Source organism: Vibrio sp. Isolate33, from assembly GCF_022397895.1.
Lineage (GTDB): Bacteria > Pseudomonadota > Gammaproteobacteria > Enterobacterales > Vibrionaceae > Vibrio > Vibrio pomeroyi.
Genome location: NZ_JAKEUP010000012.1, coordinates 57,513 through 75,966, shown reverse-complemented (window position 1 = coordinate 75,966; position 18,454 = coordinate 57,513). Strand labels below are relative to the sequence as shown.

Sequence of the window (18,454 nt, the reverse complement as noted above, 5' to 3'; positions counted from 1 at the left end):
CTATTGTTTGGTCAGTGAAAGTAATTGTGTCCAAGCATCCTGCTGAGTCGTCATATCAAGCAATGCCAAACGATGGCGTATAAAGTGCTCTGATAGCGATTGTTTTTGCTCTTGGACGTACTGTTCATAACGAGCTCTGATAGGTCGATCGCTTTTCTTCAGTTCGACTTGATAGCTTTCATTGCCCATGACTAGATTCTGCTTAGGGAATTGTTCTTCCAGCGGATCGGTAATTCGGATGCCCACTAGACTATTTTGACGAGCTAACTTATCAATCATTACGCTTGAATTTCGTTGGTCGTAGTCGCTGAAGTCACTAAAAATAAAACACTGGCTCTCTTTTAATCCAAGATCGACTAAGTGCTTTAATGCGTCTTCTAAATTAGGGGCCTTTTTAGACACTATCCAATTTGGGAGTTTGTTTGATTGATCTATGATCGCAGATAAAAGAGCCATGAGCGCTCTTTTCCCGCGTCGAAATGGTAACGTGACTATGTCACTGTCGGTAAGAATGACAGCGCCTACGCGATCGCCATGATGACAAGCTGCGCCCGCAGCAATTGCTGCAGCTTCACAAGCAATGGCAGATTTCATGTGGCCATCGGACGCAAAAAACATACGAGTTCTAAGATCGATGAGCAGAGCGATATTCTTATCGTTTTCCTCAGCGTAAACTCGTAAATAGGGTTGACCCGTTCGTTGTGTTACTTTCCAGTCAATACAGCGAACATCATCACCTGCGTAGTAGTGACGAAGTTCGACAAAATCCAACCCTCTGCCACGTTGATGACTGCGATGCTTACCAGTAAGAGGAGTCAACTTTTGATAAGGTGGTTGCCACGAGATCTTACGACCTAGTAACGTTAGCTCTGCAAGCCTTTCTGAAGTCGGATAGATACGAAGATCGACGGTCATAAAGCCTCCCCGCAATTAAGAAAATGCAACGCTGTTTAGCAGTTTATCGATGACTTGCTCAGCATCCACCCCTTGATTTTGAGACGTAAAAGTCAAAACTAGACGGTGGCGAAATACTGAATGAGCCACTGCTCTTACGTTGTCTGGTGTCACGTAATCTTGGCCATTTAACCATGCGTGAGCACGTGAACACTTGTCTAATGCGATGGTTGCACGAGGGCTAGCCCCTAACTCAATCCACTGGCTAAGCTGTTCGTCATATTTGTCTGGGTAGCGAGTTGCATCGATAAGATCGACAATGTACTGATCTACCTGTTCTGCGACATGAATCTTATCAATATGGCGACGTGCCTCTAGCACTTGTTCGATGGTCATGAGCGGTTTGCTGCTAGTGGAGCCTTGGTTCTCAATGCGCAAGAGTTTGAGCATGTTTTTCTCAGCGTCTTTACTTGGATAATCAATCAAAATCTGCATTAAGAAACGATCCATCTGTGCTTCAGGCAGTGGGTAGGTACCTTCTTGTTCAACTGGGTTTTGTGTGGCGAGAACCATGAACAGTTCTGGTAATTTGTGTGTTTCTCCTGCTATCGAAACTTGTTTTTCTGCCATCGCTTCAAGCAGTGCTGATTGCACCTTAGCTGGAGCTCGGTTGATTTCATCGGCCAGCAAAAGGTGAGTAAATACAGGGCCTTTTTTGAATGTCAGCGATTGAGTATTACTTTCGTAAACTTCGCTACCCGTGATGTCAGCAGGAAGCATATCCGGTGTGAACTGAATGCGGTTTAGATCGGAATCTAATTGGCTAGCCATTACGCTTACACTGCGGGTTTTAGCGAGACCAGGTAAACCTTGGAGAAGAACATGACCGTTGGCAAGCAGAGCGATCACTAACTGTTCAACAGATTTTTCCTGCCCAAGCACGCGCAAATTAATTTTCTCTTGTAACGTAATAAAGTGGTTTTTTTGTACGCTCACGTTATCTCCTTAGGGACGTCGTTTAGCCCGAAGGCTGAGTAGAACTATTCGATGGTGTTAGAGTAATAACTGTGAAGGTGGTGGTGAACTAGGAGTATTACTAAATGGACCTCAAAATGAACACAGGTGCGCATAAAGCGCACCTGTGTTGATGTACTCGCTGATTGAGGGGGGTTATTCCTCGCGGTAAGGTAGTGAAGACAGCACTCGGTCTAAGTTGAATGCAGTTGGCTCCTGACGCAGTGGGAATTCGTTAAACGTCTGTAGTAGACCTGCCACTTCAACTTGGATTGGAACGAAGTGGAACATACGTTCTGCGTACCAACGTAGGTACATCCCTGAGTGTTCTGGCGCTTCCTCATATGGGTCTGCACGTAGGTCAACCAGTTCTGGCCAAGTAGAGGCTAGACGTGGAGCGAACCAGCTCTCTTCTGTTGGGTGAATAAATGTTGCTTTGATCTTACCAACGCGAACCGCTTCTAAGTTACCTGTTTCAGCAAAGTAGAAAATCTCGTTACGTTCAGTGTCTTCGTTGTTGAACCACGCGTTAGTATGGTCGTAACCATCAATGTAAACGTCATGTTTTGTTTTGAACGACTCTTGAACATCTTTAACACCGGCAATTGTTGCTAGAGTAGTGAACAAGTCTTCGTGAGACTGGATACCGTTGTTGCGAGCTCCTTCTGGGATGTGACCAGGCCAGCTAACCATGAATGGCACACGCACACCACCTTCAGACGTTAAACCTTTCTCCCCTTTAAATGGTGTATTACCGCCATCTGGCCAAGACATTTTCTCGGCACCATTGTCGGTAGTGAAAATAACGACAGTGTTGTCACGTTGGCCTGTTTCTTCTAGCTTTTCTAGAAGCTCACCTACGTAGTGATCCAACTCAGCCATACCATCCGCATATAGACCGTAGCCAGTTTTGCCTTGCCACTCTTCGCTTAGGTGAGTCCAAACGTGCATTCGAGATGGGTTATACCACATGAAGAATGGGTCATCGGTCTTGGCAAAGTCGTCTAGGTAATCCAGAGCCATGTCCGTTAGTTCACGGTCGATGGTCTCCATGCGCTTCTTAGTGAGAGGTCCTGCCGACTCAGTTGGGCCATCGGCTGTGCCCGTGACAATACCACGAGGGCCGAAGCGTTCGAAAAACTCTGGATCTTGTGGGTAATCTGGGTGTTCTGGCTCTTCTTCAGCGTTTAGGTGGTAGAGGTTGCCATAGAAGAAATCAAAACCGCGGCGGTGAGGCATCATGTGCTCACGGTCACCAAGGTGATTTTTACCAAGTTGTACATTGAAGTAACCTTGCTCTTTAAGCACTTCAGCCAGCGTTGGATCATCTTGGTGAATACCGACCGGAGAGCCTGGCAGGCCCACATTTAGAAGACCTGTACGAACAGGAAGTTGGCCAGTTAGGAATGCTGCACGACCAGCAGTTGAGCTTGGTTGACCATAGTGGTCAGTGAAAAGCATGCCTTCATTTGCGATACGGTCGATGTTTGGCGTTTTGTAGCCCATCATGCCCAGGTTGTAGGCAGAGGTGTTTGACCAACCTATGTCATCGGCCATGATGACGAGTATATTTGGTTTCTCTGAAGTGTTTTTTGCTATTGCTGGTGCTGCAGCAACGGTAGCTAATGCAGCAGTGCTGAGCACGGTTTTCTTTAGTAAGCTTTTAGAAAGGGTTTTCATAAGATGCTCCTGAAATAAGATGAGCACAGTATGTTTTTTTTCCAAAATGAACTGAACTAGGACAATTCCTAAACGAATTGAAGTTGAGCTACTTACTTAAAATACTACTAGGTATTTTGGGTGTTGCTGTTTATGGTAATGAAGTTCATTAATGAAAAGAGGTTTACAAATGCTATCTGATTCAATCACTTCAGCATTAATATCCATGTCTAGTCGGTTATTAAATTCTCCAACAGCACAAATGGAAGAAACCATCATAGAGACGCTACATGAATGTCGAATTGCTTTAAAAGTCGACCGTATATCATGCTTGCCTATTGAACAAACCAGAATACGTGACTGGCGATTTTATGAGGCTGCGGGAGAAGGCGTTCCCAGAGTCAAATCTCAACTTCCGGAATCCTTGGTTTTAGAATATCGTCGGCATATCCAAGCGGGAGTTGTTGTATCAAGTGAGGAATCACCAGAACTGCTTGAGCTCGCTAGTCACTTACAGGATGAAAATCCGCTGCGTCATATATTGGTTCCAATAACTGCTATGGGGAAACCATGGGGCTTATTGGCCTGTGCAAATTTTAGTGAGGTAGACGGCTATTCAGAAGAGTTTATAAACGCGGCGACAGTGCTGGGTAATATGATTGCATCCAGTATTGAGCGTGTACGTCATTATGAGCAGCTAATAAAAAGCCGCCAAGATGTAGTTGAGAGAAACAAACGCATCATTGGAGAACGAGAAAGAGAACGACAGAATATTGCGCGCGATTTACATGATGATTTCAGCCAACGCCTTGCTTCTTTAGGGATCGAGCTCAGTCTTGTCTCTAGTATTTGTGATGAAACCACAAGACCTGCGCTAATGAAGTGCGCCAATGAACTCGCATCAATCACCAAAGATGTTCAGCATCTGTCTCGTCATTTGCACCCAGTGGTCATAGAAAGAGTAGGGCTTAATGCCGCTATCCAATCTCATGCTGAACAAGTAGCCGAACGCTCAGGGTTGTACTTATCGATTGAGCTTGATGACGATACTTCTTTTAACAATGATGTTTCATTGCATGTCTATCGCATTATCCAAGAAGCGTTATCCAACATTGTGAAACACGCAAATGCTTCTGCAGTAACAATCACGTTAAAGCCATATAGCTGCGGGCGCGTAGAATTGTCGATTCGAGACGACGGTATCGGAATCGATCAAGAGCAAACATATACTCAATCACCTTCGCTAGGTCTTCAATCTATGATTGAACGCGGAGAATTGATTGGTGGAGAATTGGTTATTAAACGTAATGATCCAAAAGCAGGAACTACAGTTAAATTATCCATAAAAACAAGTGAGGTATAAATGGCAACCGTTGTAATTGCAGATGACCACAAGATAGTCAGTGAAGGTATTGCCCGCTTAGTGGACTTAACCCACCAAGTTGTCGGGATTAGCGTTGACGCAACAGAGCTACTTCAGCTTGTTAAGCAACATCAGCCCGACTTAATTATTACCGATATTTCTATGCCTGGTATGCAGCTAAACACTACGCTTTCACTGCTTAAGCGAACTTCGCCAAACAGTAAACTTGTTTGCTTATCTATGCATGATGAACCAGAGATCGTTAAGGCTGCATATCAATATGGTGCTGACGGGTATGTACTGAAACATCAAGCCGGTTTTGAGCTAGCAGCGACGATGAAAAATGTACTCGCCGGAGAACGCTACATACCAGATGAGTTGAAAAGCATTATTGAGCAAAAGACGGATTTGACCGCCAGACAAGTTGATATCCTTAAACTATTAGCTCAAGGTTTTTCTGCGAAGAAAGTGGCTTTGGAGCTTAATATTTCTTCTAAAACGGTCGAATACCACAAATACAAGATGATCGAACAACTTGAACTTGCTAGTGCATCTGAGCTTATTGCTTGGGCTCACAGTCGAAAGTTCATCTAACTTACCCGCCACCTCTCTAATCCATATCTCCTCCCGTTAGGAAATGTCCTAGTGGTCTAATTTAGGCCACCTAAGGATAATTATCCTAAATCCAACAGGAGCGCAGATATGACGATGACATCACCACACCCATTCCACCTTTTGGTTAAGCCTGTTGGCTCAAAATGTAACTTAGATTGTCACTATTGTTACTACTTGAGAAAAGAAGAGCGTTATCAGCCAGGTGCGACAATGCAGATGTCAGACGCTCTCTTGGAAACATACGTCCAGCAATACATCGCTGCTCAGCCAAAACACATCAAATTTGTTGATTTCAGTTGGCAAGGTGGGGAGCCTGCACTGCGCGGTCTTGAATTTTACGAAAGAGCTGTAGAACTGCAGAAAAAATATGCTCGTTCAGGTATGACGATCTCAAACACATTCCAAAGTAATGGAACTCTGATCAACGAGAAATGGGCGAAATTCTTCAAAAAGAATAATTTCTTGATCGGACTTAGTATTGATGGTGAGGAGCTAAATCATGACTTAGGCCGACCTGACGTAAAAGGGAATGGCAGCTACTCACGAGTATTACGTGGCCTCTCCAAGCTGCAAAAACATAAAGTACAGTTCAATACCTTGGCCGTTGTGCATAACGACAACGCGCATCTAGGTAAGCAAACCTATCAGACACTCAAAAAATTAGGTTCTGACGTCATTCAGTTTCAGCCTTGCGTTGAGCACTCCCTTGATCGTCGTGGGGAAAAAGACTGGTCTTTGACCCCACATCAGTGGGGGCACTTTTTGTGTGATGTATTCGATGAGTGGCGCAAAGAAGACGTGGGGAAAGTACACATTCAGTTTTTTGAGAACACGCTCGGTATTCTTGCGGGTCAACCAAGTCAAATGTGTTTCCATTCGGAAACTTGTGGCCAACAAATGATGCTAGAACATGATGGCAGTATTTACTCTTGTGACCACTATAGCTATGAAAATCATAAAGTTGGCGATATAGAATCGGTAGATTTAGGCGCTCTAGCATCCTCTTCGAAGCAAGTTGAATTTGGTTTAAACAAGTGGAAGTCACTGCCTAAGCAGTGCCGAGAGTGCGATTTCAGACCAATGTGCAATGGCGGCTGCCCAAAAGAGCGTACTTCTCTTACCGCAGACCTTGAGCCGGGTTTAAATCATTTATGTTTTGGATATAAAAAATTCTTTGTGCACGCAATGCCTTATTTTTCCGCAATGCTAGAGGCAATCAAGCTAGGACACCCGGCTGCAGTTTATCCCATGTTCGTAAAGCGTATTACGGCGTAGTTTTGAGTAAGTGTTAATTTTCAATCATTAAGGAACGAAGTCAATGAAAAATAAACTCACCACAGCAGCAGGTTGTCCTGTTGCACATAACCAAAATGTAATGACTGCGGGTAAAAGTGGTCCGATGCTTTTGCAAGATGTCTGGTTTTTGGAAAAGCTTGCACATTTTGACCGCGAAGTGATTCCTGAGCGTCGAATGCATGCGAAAGGTTCTGGGGCTTATGGCAAATTCACAGTGACTAACGATATTACCAAGTATTCGAAGGCGTCAATTTTCTCTGAAATTGGCAAAACAACCGAACTGTTTGCTCGCTTTACAACGGTTGCAGGCGAGAGAGGAGCTGCAGACGCTGAGCGTGATATTCGTGGTTTCGCACTTAAGTTCTATACAGAAGAGGGAAACTGGGACTTAGTGGGTAACAACACTCCGGTATTCTTTTTACGAGATCCACTCAAGTTTCCGGACTTGAATCACGCGGTAAAGCGCGATCCGCGCACTAATATGCGCAGCGCCGAAAATAATTGGGACTTTTGGACGTCACTTCCTGAAGCATTCCATCAAGTGACGATTGTGATGAGTGATCGAGGTCTTCCAGCAACGTACCGTCATATGAATGGTTACGGTAGCCATACCTTCAGTATGATCAATTCAGACAACGAACGTGTTTGGGTGAAGTTCCACTTCAAAACACAGCAGGGAATCAAGAACCTGACGGATCAAGAAGCAGAGAAACTGATTGGTCAAGACCGAGAAAGCCATCATCGTGATCTCTACGATAGCATCGAAAATGGAGAGTTCCCGAAATGGACGATGCAAATCCAAGTGATGACAGAGAAAGAAGCGAACGACGTTGAGTTCAACCCATTTGATCTAACAAAAGTATGGCCTCATGCGCGTTTTCCGTTGATTGAAGTCGGGGAGCTTGAGCTCAACCGCAATCCAGAAAACTTCTTTGCAGAAGTTGAGCAATCAGCATTTAACCCTGCCGCTATCGTACCCGGAATTGGATTCTCTCCAGACCGAATGTTGCAAGGTCGTTTATTTGCTTACGGTGATGCGCAGCGTTACCGTTTGGGCGTTAATCATCATCAAATTCCAGTGAATGCGCCACGTTGCCCTGTGCATAGCTACCATCGTGATGGTGCGATGCGTGTTGATGGCAACTTTGGTTCAACCAAAGGCTATGAGCCGAACCAGTATGGAGAATGGGCACAGCAATCAGAGCATGCTGAACCTGCGCTAGAACTAGAGGGCGAAGTGAACCATTGGGATCATCGTGAAGACACTGATTACTTCACTCAAGCAGGCAATTTGTTCCGAATTATGACATCGAGTGAACAGAAGAGTCTATTTGAAAATACAGCACGTTCAATTAGCTCTGCCTCTAGGAAAGTGCAACTGAAACATGTTCAACATGCACTTCTCGCCGATCGTAATTACGCGCAAGGCTTAGCGAAATTATTGGGTTTTGAACTCTCCAAGATGGAGGGGGAGCATGTTATTGCTCAAAGTGACGTGGAAGTATGATGGATGGTTTTTTAGTTTCCCGGAATCGTTGGGGTTTACACTTGTTCAGCCGCAATATTTGTGAAGTAATGGTCTAAGGTAAGTCTACAGCGCCTCAAATATGGGGCGCTTACGAAGGTAAAATGTATGTCTCGTAGCAAAGTGAAAAACGATACTAGGGATGGGGTCGAGGAAACAAATAAAGGAAATAAAATTATCGCATTCGCAATGTGGTTGATAAAAGCCATTGTGATATTGACGGTATTAATTGGTAGTTCAATTGGTTTGTCTAAGCTTGGTAATATTCATGGAAAAACACTCCCTGAGAGCTACTTTATTGATGGTTACCCCACTATTTTGAAGCTGCTTGATTCTGAAGTGTTTATGGGATTTGTATTTTTTGTAACCGTCGCCATTATTGTGTATGTCCTTTATCTGCTTTGGGAATTGCATGAAATTGCAGTGCATAAGTCCGCGAAGATGTCGAGTGCTCACACTCAAATTGTATTTGCTCTTTCACTGTGTGGTCTGTTTATAGATAAAACGTGGTGGGTTTTAGCCATCATCATTGCTTTTGCGCGTTGGGACGTATTAGCCGAAGCGATTTCGTCCATAATTCGAAATGGTCGTACTGTGATCTCTACGAATAAGGAGCAGTAAGATGAAAGAAATAATGCTTCCATATATTCTAGTTTGTTGGATCTTAGTTAAAATAGGTGTCGTTAAATGGACGCTACGTAACGCTACAATCATTGTTGCGATAGGTTTGACGCTCGCGTTTGCTTTGTTTACGGCACACCGATTTTGGTCTCCTGCAGATCTAACCGATAGTACGACAGTGAAAGCGCCACATGCCGTTTTAAGTCCATTAATTGGACAAGAAGTTGAACAAGTTTTCGTGGATCATAATCAGGTAGTCAAAAAAGGCGATTTAATATACACCCTGCGTTCGGTTGACACTGAATCTCAAATGATAGGATTAGACGCAGAGAAGAAGGCGGCAAAAGCTGAAATACTCGCACTCACTCATCAGATTGCTAACGATGAAAAGAACCTTGATCGTTTAACCCAACTTGGTGACTTTTCACAAGAATCAGAACGAGATAACCTACGGACACGTATCGACACTACTAACGCTCAAATTGCGTCAGCCAATGCAAAAATTTTGAGTATTGAGGCTCAGATTGCAACAGCAGAATGGCAAAATGAGCGAAGAGAAGTTCGTGCTCCTTTTGATGGGCAGCTTTCAATCTCGAACATTGTTGATGGTACGCGTGTAGGTAACATGCACTTATACAACACGAATAAGAAATTTGTAGAAATGCGTATTGCTGACCAAACCTATCGCGGACTCAAAGTCGGTCAATTTGCAGAGTTTTATGTGAATGCATACCCAGGTGAGATATTCCGTGGCCGTGTACATAGTTTAACCACTGGTACGGGTGAAGCACGTGTTTCTGTCATGAATGGTTCGCAACATGTACGCCAACACGTTGGGAACAATATGAACGATCATGGCCGAACAATTGTGATTGAATTTGATGAACCAGAGGGATACAACATTCCAATTGGGGCTACTGGTTCCGGATGGGTTTCTGCAACAAAACCTCATCCAATGCTTGGTTTCATGGATATTATCGGTGCAGCAACGGTTAGGCTTAAATCTTACAAAGCTTACTTATCAGCAATTTAACATTACAAATCGACTATAGATGTAGTAGATAAAGGAGTTTAGCCAATCTGTTGTAGATTGGTTAAACTTAGCAGCTTGAATAGCCATCTAACATTCTCTAGTCATCTTTCACGTTGTTTGGGATACTTAACATACACCGTTAAATGTTTAGTGGATAAGACAATTTGGCCACTAGATTAGAGGTCTTGCTATACTTTAAGTAACCCGTATAACTTAGTTTTGTCCATAGCCGTTTCAGCTCTTACTGAACCCTACTAAATGTGACTGCCAAACTTCATGTTGACCAACAACATTGAGAGGAGGTCATCATGAGAAAGCTATCTTCTGGAAAATGCAGTGGCATCAAAAGACCATTTAAGCTTGAAGAAATTTGGCGAATCAGAACTAGACTGAAGATTGAAAACGATCTGATGCAGCTCGCACTACTGAACCTAGCTATAGATAGCAAGTTAAGAGCGAGTGACTTGCTAAAGCTACGCGTTTACGATGTTTCTTCGCAAGGAATTATCTATGAAAGGGTTCAGTGCATCCAGCAAAAAACTGGCACCGATGTCCATTATGAGATCACTCCGAGAACACAGCAAAGTATTAGCCGATGGATCTTTGCAGCACCCCTTGAGGCAAGCAGTTTTTTATTTCCGAGTGCCCGACGCTCAGGGCAACCTATCAGCTATTCATTCTATCGTTCAATTATCAGGAATTGGGCTGCTAAACTTGGTTTGAATGCTGACTACTATGGTACTCATTCCATGCGCCGAACTAAAGCTACTTTGATCTATGCTAGAACGAAAAACATTAGGGCGGTTCAGATCCTACTTGGACATTCGAAGGTAGATAACACTATTCGATACCTTGGCGTTGAGCTAGAAGACGCTCTGAGGCTCTCTGAGAACACAGACTGCTGACTAGCGCCTCTACAGGCTTTTCTTCTCTTCTGAAAAGCCTGTGCCCCATTGTCATTCAGAGTAAAAGCTCAATCATATTCTGTTGAAGCGGACTTACCCTATCAAACCTTATTTGAAGCAACCTGTGATTACTGAGTGTTCCGACTCCTGTTCAGCTATTAAAACTGTGTGGTATTTATGCCTTCGGCTATCTAGCCGTTGAAACGTTGCAGCAATCCGAACTGATAATCTGCGAGAGTATGCTTCTCTAACTAACATCCAATCAAAAATCACCGAGAATCACCGAGAATCACTGAATAATCACTGTTCTATCTTCGTCTTTGTGAAACCGTCTTTCATACAATGTCATCGTTCATTCAACAATGGAGATAGAACGATGAACAACAAACAGAACAACAAACAGAACAACCATAAAGCAAATCAAGGCAACGGCAACAAAGGTACACCTGGACATAACACCACGTACCAAAAGGCTCAAGATAATCGAGCAAATCAGCTAAACCCAAACAACTCACGTTATCAAGGAAAGAAATAGTTATGATGGATTCTTCAGATATGTCACAAGATGAGCTAGACCTGTGGTCTGATATTAATAACCCTAATAATGAGTCTGATATGGATGACTGGGCGGATGCTCACAATCCAAATAATGATGACTACTTAGGGGATGACTAAGTCTAAAGCCGATGGTTTAATGCCATCGGCTTTTCATTAAAAAAAACAGTTGGTTGGCGATGGGTGAAACAGATAAGAAGTTCAAACTAACAAGACAGCTGCTCAGGTTAGCAATAGATGCTGCAGGATATCGAAACGAGGATATAGCAGTTAAAGCGGGGTTGAGCGGAAAATCTGTTGCTCAAGTTTCTGCATGGCGAAATGGACGTAAGAATGCAACTGAAAGGCAGATGGCGTACTTTATTAAGGAGTATGGTCATTTGCTAAAACGGAAGATGGAGCATCTGTTCTGTTTCTGTGACCCTATATCAGACGCAGCAGTAACGCGGTATGAAAAGTTGTCTGGAGAGGTTGTTTTTAAGCATCAAATCAGAGTTTTGTCTCAGAAAGGTAGAGCAATTAGTAGTACAGCTGTTCTTCGTTTTATTGTTTTAGAAGATAACCGTAATTTTCATGTTATTCAACAACTTCGGGGTGGATTGACACGAGAGCAGTTAAGTAAAGGTTTATATTATGAGGTGTTTCATAGTGATAACGAGGATGCTAACTGGTATTCGTACTGTATCAGTACCCGATTAGATCTTGACGGTATACTTGAAACTTTTAATGGCTTTAAAACTTCATTGCTGGACAATACTAATCCAGTCGATAGATTGTATTATGGAAATAACTCGGCAAATTACGAAAGTTCATTTTTCTCTGCAAAACAGGTACAACCTCTAGAGTACTCATTTTATCAAAAGTTAATGAAACTTGGTTTGCATAGCGATCTGTTGCCGTTTTAAGATGTACCCGAAAACCCAATAGCTAAAGAGGGGCTTAATCCTAGAATCAGGGCTGGATACCAGCGCAACTAAATAATACCTTTCTTAGGGATCACCACCTCAGCTTTAAAGTTGAGGTTGTGTATAGGTATTCGGATAACCTTGTAATCTGTCGCGGACTAGGTGAAAACGCCGAGGCAAGTAGCTGAAACGGTTCAAGGTTTCTTAGGGATAGGGGTGGGTAAAGTCGAACCATATAGTTTCATGCTGTATCGTTCGACTTTTATTTTTTATGCCATACGGCTCTCAATTTTGTTAATCAAAAACTCGCCAAACTCTTTAGTTATCTGCACCTTATCGTTGCCGAAATTGAGTGTGCAAGAAGTATAGTGGGTAACTGATTTCGGCCTACTGATTAGAAGTTTTTCTATACCTCAGGTAATCCGTTAAGCGCTAATTTAGTAACACCTGTAAAACAGTTTTGTCCATAAACGTGGCAGAACGGTCTTCGCTAGCACGTCTTTGCCCCATTTCAATTTTTGTTGCTTACCTAGTAGTCTTACTATGTGGGCAGTATGACTTACTTTTTCTTATCCGAGGTGGTGGCCAAACAAACTAGATGTGAGTTTAGTCAATTTTTGCGACAGAACTAATAGATACCATCTTTGAACGATGCCATGTTGACAAGGTACTTCAAAGGTGCGAATGAAAAAGAATTATGTTTACTTACTCGCTTGCGCTGGAATCTCTAACAACGAGTTCTTTTACAAGGTAGGGGTTTCCAACCAACCCTACAAGCGCTGCTACAATGTATCTGTGAGCAGCGTTGGAAAGTATGTAGCAGTGCCGATAGCTCGTAGGTATCTAGAAGGTGATCGGTATGGTTGCATTCGAAAAGAGTCTATTGCGTACCAATTAGAAGTAACCGTAATCAACCATCTCAAAGGCAAAGGAAAATCGTACTCGCCTCAGTTTAAATTTTCTGGAAGTAGTGAGTGTTTTGCATTGACCGAAAACGAAGTAAAAGAGGTGGTTCAACTATTTAGTTTTGTAACTTACCACACGGGCTTTCCTGAAGTAATCACTGTTGACTCCCATCTAATCGTCATGACTCCTATGGGAGTATGGAAGACTAATAAAAGCGTTCTGAAGGCCAAGGACGGAATCCTTGGAGTTTTAGCCAGAGAAATGGCACAAAAATGTCCTGAGCTAACGCCTTTCTATATAGCTACAAAAGAACAACTCATGCAAAGCTTCAGTGGCTTAAATTTATCTCTGCCAATAACCAACTATAAATCGCAATTAAAGACGGTTAGATGTGTCTCCAATGATTATTAGCAGCCCTCCTCAAGAACTTCAGGCCAAATTACAAATGCAATACTGACGTGCCTCAGAATAGCTTAGGGTAGATGCTCTTCGCTTAGCATGCAGGCTCAAAATCGCCAATTTTTTTCTAATTGTACATTTCGTTCTATCTGTAATGTGCGTAATGACAATCCTGTAGACTGAAGTGATGTTGTTACCAAGGCTTTTTCTTTATTTGCTCGAATCAAAGCGGCGGCATCAGACTGCGAAAACGGTGAAATCTAGAGCAATATCAAACCAGAAGCAAAGGTAAAACCAGCATGCTTGGCTTAACTCAATGTTTTTTATGAGGTTAATTGTGTAATCTATAACATAGATTAGGTATCTAATATTCAAGGAAAGGTAATGAGTGCTGTTTCTATCCCAAGAGTGGGTGATCGTGAACTGTTAAAGCTCTTCATTGATGAGACATTGAAGAAATATGAAGAACTGGGCTTAAGTGAAGCTGCTACCTGTACCGTTTCGCAAGGAGGTTTCAATTTCACAGTTGATATACGTGGGGCAACTAACAAAAAAGATATTCTTGAGGATTTACGCAATGACCAACTACAAAGTTCCTCTGTTACTCGGCTAACGATACAAGATGTAAACTTGAGTGGTTGTATAGTTTACTTCAAACGTAACTCCGATGTATTTATTGACGAGATTGGCACAATTGAAAATGGACAAAGGGCGATTACTGAGCAAGCGTCTACGTTATTTCGTCATATAAACAGGGGGCTAAATAAGCACGCAAGCTCTGTTTATGACCACCAAGATGAGAATAGCCTACAGATAGCTTCTGCTCACCACGAAGTGCTAACAAGACTTGAAGGTCTTAGCGCTGAGTTAATTGAAAAGCAATTTAAGCAGTCTCAAGACTTAGAGCGTGATAAGCAGCAATTCCTTGATAACCGAGGAGCGGATTTTGTCAAGAAAGTTAATGATCAAGATGAGGCTTACTCAAAGAAAGTTAATGATCTTGAAGAGCAACATAAAAAGCGAAGTGAAGAACTAGATGACAAGCAGAAGAAGATAGATGATGCTGACAATACATCTACTCGTCGTAAAACGACTACTCGTACTCTGGAAGAAGCTCAAGAAAAAGCTCGAAAATTCTCTTTTTCATCGAATGTAGGCAGACGTACTTCATCAGCTTTTGCGTTAGGGGCCCTGCTTGTTGTTATCGGTGCTTTAACTGTCTATACGGCTTCAATTGAGTTAAGTACAGCACAGACAACATATACTAACTATCTTAACAGCCTATTAATAGAAAACACTTCTGGTATCGATAATGGTGAAAAAGTGGCTCCCGCTGCTGATGCCATGACCAAGCAAACTATCTACTTCCTTTACATAAGGATCGTACTAGGTAGTGCACTGATGATTTCTTCTATTGTCTATCTGATTCGCTGGTTCAACAATTGGGCTGACCGTATTGCTCAACAAGAGTTGGACAACCAGATTTTCATTCGAGACTTAAATAGAGCGCAGCTTGCAGTTGAGATGTCGCTAGAATGGAACGAGAAGAAAGATGGAGAAATCCCATCTCGACTACTGGAATCACTGACAGAAGGTTTGTTTAAGCCGAAGGACGCTCCTAACAAAGAGCTCCTCCATCCTGCGGAGCAAATTGCTGCAGCATTGTTGAAGACGGCAGATAAAGTTACTTTGCCGCTTGGTGGAGGGACTATTGAAACTAGTGGTAAGAAAATGGATAAAGCCAAACCCGTAAACCCCGTACCAGATCAAAGTACAGTTTAGCATGAGTACTCTCTCCATATAATCACTGCAAGACTCCATTGTAGTGGCTGAGTGAAATTGGCCACTTAGTTAGAGATTTTGCAATACCTGTGGTAATCCTCTAAATGATAATTTAGCAAATTCACTGACTCATTTATGTCCAGAACCTTCACAGATAGCACTTCTTAACTCAGAAGTGCCCCTTTGTGAGTCAGTGCGTGGTGGCTCCTATTTTCAACCTCCGCAATTAGACTTACTTTTTCTTATGCCTAGAAATCTGACTATGTGGTCATGTTTGCTAATCCACTACGCTCTTGTACAGAGTTTACTCCGACGGACGATAAGCAGTGTTCATCAAATTAGTACAATCTAAGAAACATTAGTTGTATTTAACTCCAGTTAACAGAGCGCTTGTTCGCGCAAATTCGTTTTTCTTGTTTGTGGAGCGCTATTCGACCGCCCCCCCTAAACATCTGCTTTGGCCAATGAAAACCAATAATACGTGGTATCTAATTGATCGCGATCATTATTTACGTAAAAAAACAACCTGCACGAAATTTAACCATACAAAAAATGTGGTTATTGCTAACCTTGAAGTGTATGCGAGGCTACGGATGGTAAACTTCACGCGTTTCTGAAAAATATTTGTCTTTTAAATAAACTTGAAAACCAAGTTCTAGTGTAAAGAGTTGTCATGCAACATGACTGAGACAAGCGGTATGAATCATCTATTTTGCCTCAAAAAGGTATTCTCACGTTGGTGAGGGTGAACTTAGATAAGAGGTACAATAATGGTAAATATTAAGTACTTTGCGCCACTTGCACTGATACTGCTAGTTGGTTGCTTTGATGATAATGATGACTCTAGCAATGGTATTGATACACCCGCAGCAGTCAATGTCGTTGATATCGGTCTGGATAGTTATAGCTATGCGATTAGTGATGGTGAAGAAGGTTCCGGCGAAAAAATTATAACTGTTGAGTACGAGGTCTCCACAGACTCTAATTTAGAAGATGGTCTAGAGGTGGATTTATACCTGCTTCCCGACTACTCAAATGAAACTTCCGTTCAATATGCAACTGAAGAAACCGAGGAAGAGGTTGAGCTGGATGATTCCGAGGCATACCTAATACAACGGATCTTACATGGTTCTTTAGAAATAGGCAGTCATGCATATACATCCTCTTTTACCATTGACGATGTGACCTTGGGAGAGGGTTTTTACGAGCTTGTTTTTGTGGTCGATCCCAATGGTATTTACGAAGATAGAAATCTTGCAAATAACTACCCTGATCACATACCCGCCTCAGAGCCTGTAGTGTCTGAAGAAGGGGAAGTGATTGTTGATGGTATTGTTTATGACGCTACTGAATTTGCAGCTGATACATCCGAATCAATTGCAATCGACATTGAAGATATTGATGTTCCTGAAGAGGTCATGTTAGTAAACGTAGAGCAGGATCCGATAGTGCTTACCTACCAGTTAGATTCAGACTACTTACCCTATTATGATGAACTGACAATCCCAAACAATTTTAGTTATAAGAATGAGTTTTTGGAGTTTGATGATACTGAATCAGCAAGCAAATATTACCATTTAAGGCTTTATACAATATACAGAAATGAATATGTACCTGTGAAAATATGGAATAAAGCTATCGGAAGTACCGAAGACTCGGGGCAATATTGCTACGATGATGTAATTGAAATTACCGACAATACAGAACACCTCATAGATTATGAGGCGATGATCCCTGCCATGGATTTGTATGAGGATGTAGATTACCCATCACGGTCTTGGTATGTGCGAGTCTTTGACATTTCTGAGGATGACACCTTAAATGGCAACGAGATACCGTTCATAGTTACGTTAACACCTAAATTAATCACTGATAGCGACGAGTGTAGCGGCTTTAAGGATTTTGAAGACGCAACAAGTACTGAAGGTGCCATTTCTCAGCAAATCACCATTCCTTTCTACGCAATCGACGTAACACCTGATGACGAGCCAATAATAGAGGCTTATGCAGCCGAATCCGCATTTGATCCGGAAGCGGGCGCTAGCGCGGATTTCTTCAAGTTCTCAAAATCTTTTGAAGCCGGTGACGGGGACACGGCCGCAGTTTCTCTCGAAAATACAATTTCACTGTCGTACAAACCGACAGCGGAAGATGACGGTGTGCTGGTTGGGGTGTTTGCTGAGTCTGCTCTGAATGGGGCCCTGTTCGGTGCAGAAAATGAATTGCTCAAGGCAGAAGCCAGTACGGGGCTTACTGAAGCAAAAAAGCTGGGGTATGAAGTCAGTCTCTATGTCCTTGAAGGCAAGGTATACAGTTCCACCCCAGCCGAGGTGATAGACTGTGACGACCCAACCTGCCAACAGGCCAAAACCTTTGGCGAGAAGTGGTACGAAGCTATGGATATGGCTAAGGTGACTTACCCAGTTGGACCAATAGGCTTAACTATTGCTGTCGGAGCAGAGGGTGGGATCAACGCCAATATAAACTTTGGATTTGATGCGACGCTAGCACAAGACGTCGGTAGTGAGGAGACAGTGCCGGCTCTTTATGTTGGGGGTGACATTTTATCTGCAAATCTAGAGGCCTACCTCCGTGGTAGTTTGGATTACAAACTCGTAGAGGCTGGGGTGATGGGTGCCATCGAGTTGATTGATTTCAAACTCAACGGTACGGGCTATATTGCCCCTTGGGGAATCGATGGTGGGTCAAGTATAGACCCTGTTGCAAAAGCTTATGCGTATACAGACCTTACCACTCTCTCGGGTAAAGTCGGGGTTTTCTCAGCAATATCTAAAGTAAAGTGGTGTAGCAAGAAGCGCTGGGGGGTAAGGTTCAAATATCCATGTGGGAAGGAAACCGTAACCTACAAGTATTGGATAGCGAAACTCTACACATTGTATGAGCATGAAAATAAAGAGATATTTTCAAGCCCAATATTCGAAATGTAGCAATCTCATGGCGCATATGCCGTGTGCGCCAATC

16 protein-coding genes are annotated in these 18,454 nt (G+C 42.8%); 13 read left to right on the top strand and 3 right to left on the bottom strand.

The window, feature by feature from the left end; all coding sequences use genetic code 11:
• From L1D37_RS16530 to L1D37_RS16520, 3 genes are all read right to left on the bottom strand, one after another.
• Positions 1-915 carry a DUF58 domain-containing protein gene (locus L1D37_RS16530; protein WP_239848504.1) on the bottom strand — a complete coding sequence of 305 codons (915 nt, stop codon included), beginning with the start codon at positions 913-915 and terminating at the stop codon, positions 1-3.
• 15 nt (positions 916-930) lie between these two features.
• Entirely contained in the window at positions 931-1,890 is a 960-nt protein-coding gene (locus L1D37_RS16525; RefSeq protein WP_176681070.1) for a MoxR family ATPase, read from the bottom strand.
• Positions 1,891-2,064: 174 nt separating this feature from the next.
• Positions 2,065-3,588 carry an arylsulfatase gene (locus tag L1D37_RS16520; protein WP_239848503.1) on the bottom strand — a complete coding sequence of 508 codons (1,524 nt, stop codon included), beginning with the start codon at positions 3,586-3,588 and terminating at the stop codon, positions 2,065-2,067.
• A gap of 151 nt (positions 3,589-3,739) precedes the next feature.
• On the opposite strand from L1D37_RS16520, the gene L1D37_RS16515 reads away from it, so the two are divergent.
• From L1D37_RS16515 to L1D37_RS16455, 13 genes are all read left to right on the top strand, one after another.
• On the top strand, positions 3,740-4,930 hold the full coding sequence (locus L1D37_RS16515; protein WP_176681072.1) for a GAF domain-containing sensor histidine kinase: 1,191 nt from the start codon (positions 3,740-3,742) through the stop codon (positions 4,928-4,930).
• Positions 4,931-5,524: a response regulator transcription factor gene (locus tag L1D37_RS16510; RefSeq protein WP_239848502.1), complete on the top strand. Its 594-nt coding sequence runs from the start codon at positions 4,931-4,933 to the stop codon at positions 5,522-5,524.
• Between the two features lie 108 nt (positions 5,525-5,632).
• Positions 5,633-6,820 (top strand): anaerobic sulfatase maturase, encoded by a 1,188-nt coding sequence (locus L1D37_RS16505; RefSeq protein ID WP_239848501.1) that lies wholly within the window; start codon positions 5,633-5,635, stop codon positions 6,818-6,820.
• 43 nt (positions 6,821-6,863) lie between these two features.
• A complete protein-coding gene (locus L1D37_RS16500) occupies positions 6,864-8,348 on the top strand; it encodes a catalase (RefSeq protein ID WP_239848500.1) in 1,485 nt (494 codons plus the stop codon).
• 126 nt (positions 8,349-8,474) lie between these two features.
• A complete protein-coding gene (locus tag L1D37_RS16495; RefSeq protein ID WP_239848499.1) occupies positions 8,475-8,987 on the top strand; it encodes a magnesium transporter in 513 nt (170 codons plus the stop codon).
• 1 nt (position 8,988) lies between these two features.
• Positions 8,989-10,020 (top strand): efflux RND transporter periplasmic adaptor subunit, encoded by a 1,032-nt coding sequence (locus L1D37_RS16490; protein ID WP_239848498.1) that lies wholly within the window; start codon positions 8,989-8,991, stop codon positions 10,018-10,020.
• Positions 10,021-10,328: 308 nt separating this feature from the next.
• Entirely contained in the window at positions 10,329-10,925 is a 597-nt protein-coding gene (locus L1D37_RS16485; protein ID WP_239848497.1) for a tyrosine-type recombinase/integrase, read from the top strand.
• A 376-nt stretch (positions 10,926-11,301) separates the two neighbouring features.
• Positions 11,302-11,460, top strand: a complete 159-nt coding sequence (locus L1D37_RS16480) for an alpha-amylase (RefSeq protein ID WP_171762030.1) — start codon at positions 11,302-11,304, stop codon at positions 11,458-11,460.
• Positions 11,461-11,462: 2 nt separating this feature from the next.
• Positions 11,463-11,600, top strand: a complete 138-nt coding sequence (locus tag L1D37_RS16475) for a hypothetical protein (RefSeq protein ID WP_171762029.1) — start codon at positions 11,463-11,465, stop codon at positions 11,598-11,600.
• A gap of 59 nt (positions 11,601-11,659) precedes the next feature.
• Positions 11,660-12,385 carry a hypothetical protein gene (locus L1D37_RS16470; RefSeq protein ID WP_171762028.1) on the top strand — a complete coding sequence of 242 codons (726 nt, stop codon included), beginning with the start codon at positions 11,660-11,662 and terminating at the stop codon, positions 12,383-12,385.
• A gap of 684 nt (positions 12,386-13,069) precedes the next feature.
• Positions 13,070-13,702 (top strand): hypothetical protein, encoded by a 633-nt coding sequence (locus L1D37_RS16465; RefSeq protein WP_239848496.1) that lies wholly within the window; start codon positions 13,070-13,072, stop codon positions 13,700-13,702.
• A 372-nt stretch (positions 13,703-14,074) separates the two neighbouring features.
• Entirely contained in the window at positions 14,075-15,472 is a 1,398-nt protein-coding gene (locus tag L1D37_RS16460) for a hypothetical protein (RefSeq protein WP_239848495.1), read from the top strand.
• 770 nt (positions 15,473-16,242) lie between these two features.
• Positions 16,243-18,420, top strand: coding sequence for a hypothetical protein (locus L1D37_RS16455; protein WP_239848494.1), 2,178 nt, complete (start codon positions 16,243-16,245; stop codon positions 18,418-18,420).
• Positions 18,421-18,454: the final 34 nt, after the last annotated feature.

Excerpts from the sequence above, each read along its gene's own strand:
- L1D37_RS16530 (WP_239848504.1), bottom strand. The coding sequence starts at position 915 with ATGACCGTCGATCTTCGTATCTATCCGACTTCAGAAAGGCTTGCAGAG.
- L1D37_RS16520 (WP_239848503.1), bottom strand. The coding sequence starts at position 3,588 with ATGAAAACCCTTTCTAAAAGCTTACTAAAGAAAACCGTGCTCAGCACT.
- L1D37_RS16515 (WP_176681072.1), top strand. The coding sequence starts at position 3,740 with ATGAAAAGAGGTTTACAAATGCTATCTGATTCAATCACTTCAGCATTA.
- L1D37_RS16510 (WP_239848502.1), top strand. The coding sequence starts at position 4,931 with ATGGCAACCGTTGTAATTGCAGATGACCACAAGATAGTCAGTGAAGGT.
- L1D37_RS16505 (WP_239848501.1), top strand. The coding sequence starts at position 5,633 with ATGACGATGACATCACCACACCCATTCCACCTTTTGGTTAAGCCTGTT.
- L1D37_RS16500 (WP_239848500.1), top strand. The coding sequence starts at position 6,864 with ATGAAAAATAAACTCACCACAGCAGCAGGTTGTCCTGTTGCACATAAC.
- L1D37_RS16495 (WP_239848499.1), top strand. The coding sequence starts at position 8,475 with ATGTCTCGTAGCAAAGTGAAAAACGATACTAGGGATGGGGTCGAGGAA.
- L1D37_RS16490 (WP_239848498.1), top strand. The coding sequence starts at position 8,989 with ATGAAAGAAATAATGCTTCCATATATTCTAGTTTGTTGGATCTTAGTT.
- L1D37_RS16485 (WP_239848497.1), top strand. The coding sequence starts at position 10,329 with ATGAGAAAGCTATCTTCTGGAAAATGCAGTGGCATCAAAAGACCATTT.
- L1D37_RS16480 (WP_171762030.1), top strand. The coding sequence starts at position 11,302 with ATGAACAACAAACAGAACAACAAACAGAACAACCATAAAGCAAATCAA.
- L1D37_RS16475 (WP_171762029.1), top strand. The coding sequence starts at position 11,463 with ATGATGGATTCTTCAGATATGTCACAAGATGAGCTAGACCTGTGGTCT.
- L1D37_RS16470 (WP_171762028.1), top strand. The coding sequence starts at position 11,660 with ATGGGTGAAACAGATAAGAAGTTCAAACTAACAAGACAGCTGCTCAGG.
- L1D37_RS16465 (WP_239848496.1), top strand. The coding sequence starts at position 13,070 with ATGAAAAAGAATTATGTTTACTTACTCGCTTGCGCTGGAATCTCTAAC.
- L1D37_RS16460 (WP_239848495.1), top strand. The coding sequence starts at position 14,075 with ATGAGTGCTGTTTCTATCCCAAGAGTGGGTGATCGTGAACTGTTAAAG.
- L1D37_RS16455 (WP_239848494.1), top strand. The coding sequence starts at position 16,243 with ATGGTAAATATTAAGTACTTTGCGCCACTTGCACTGATACTGCTAGTT.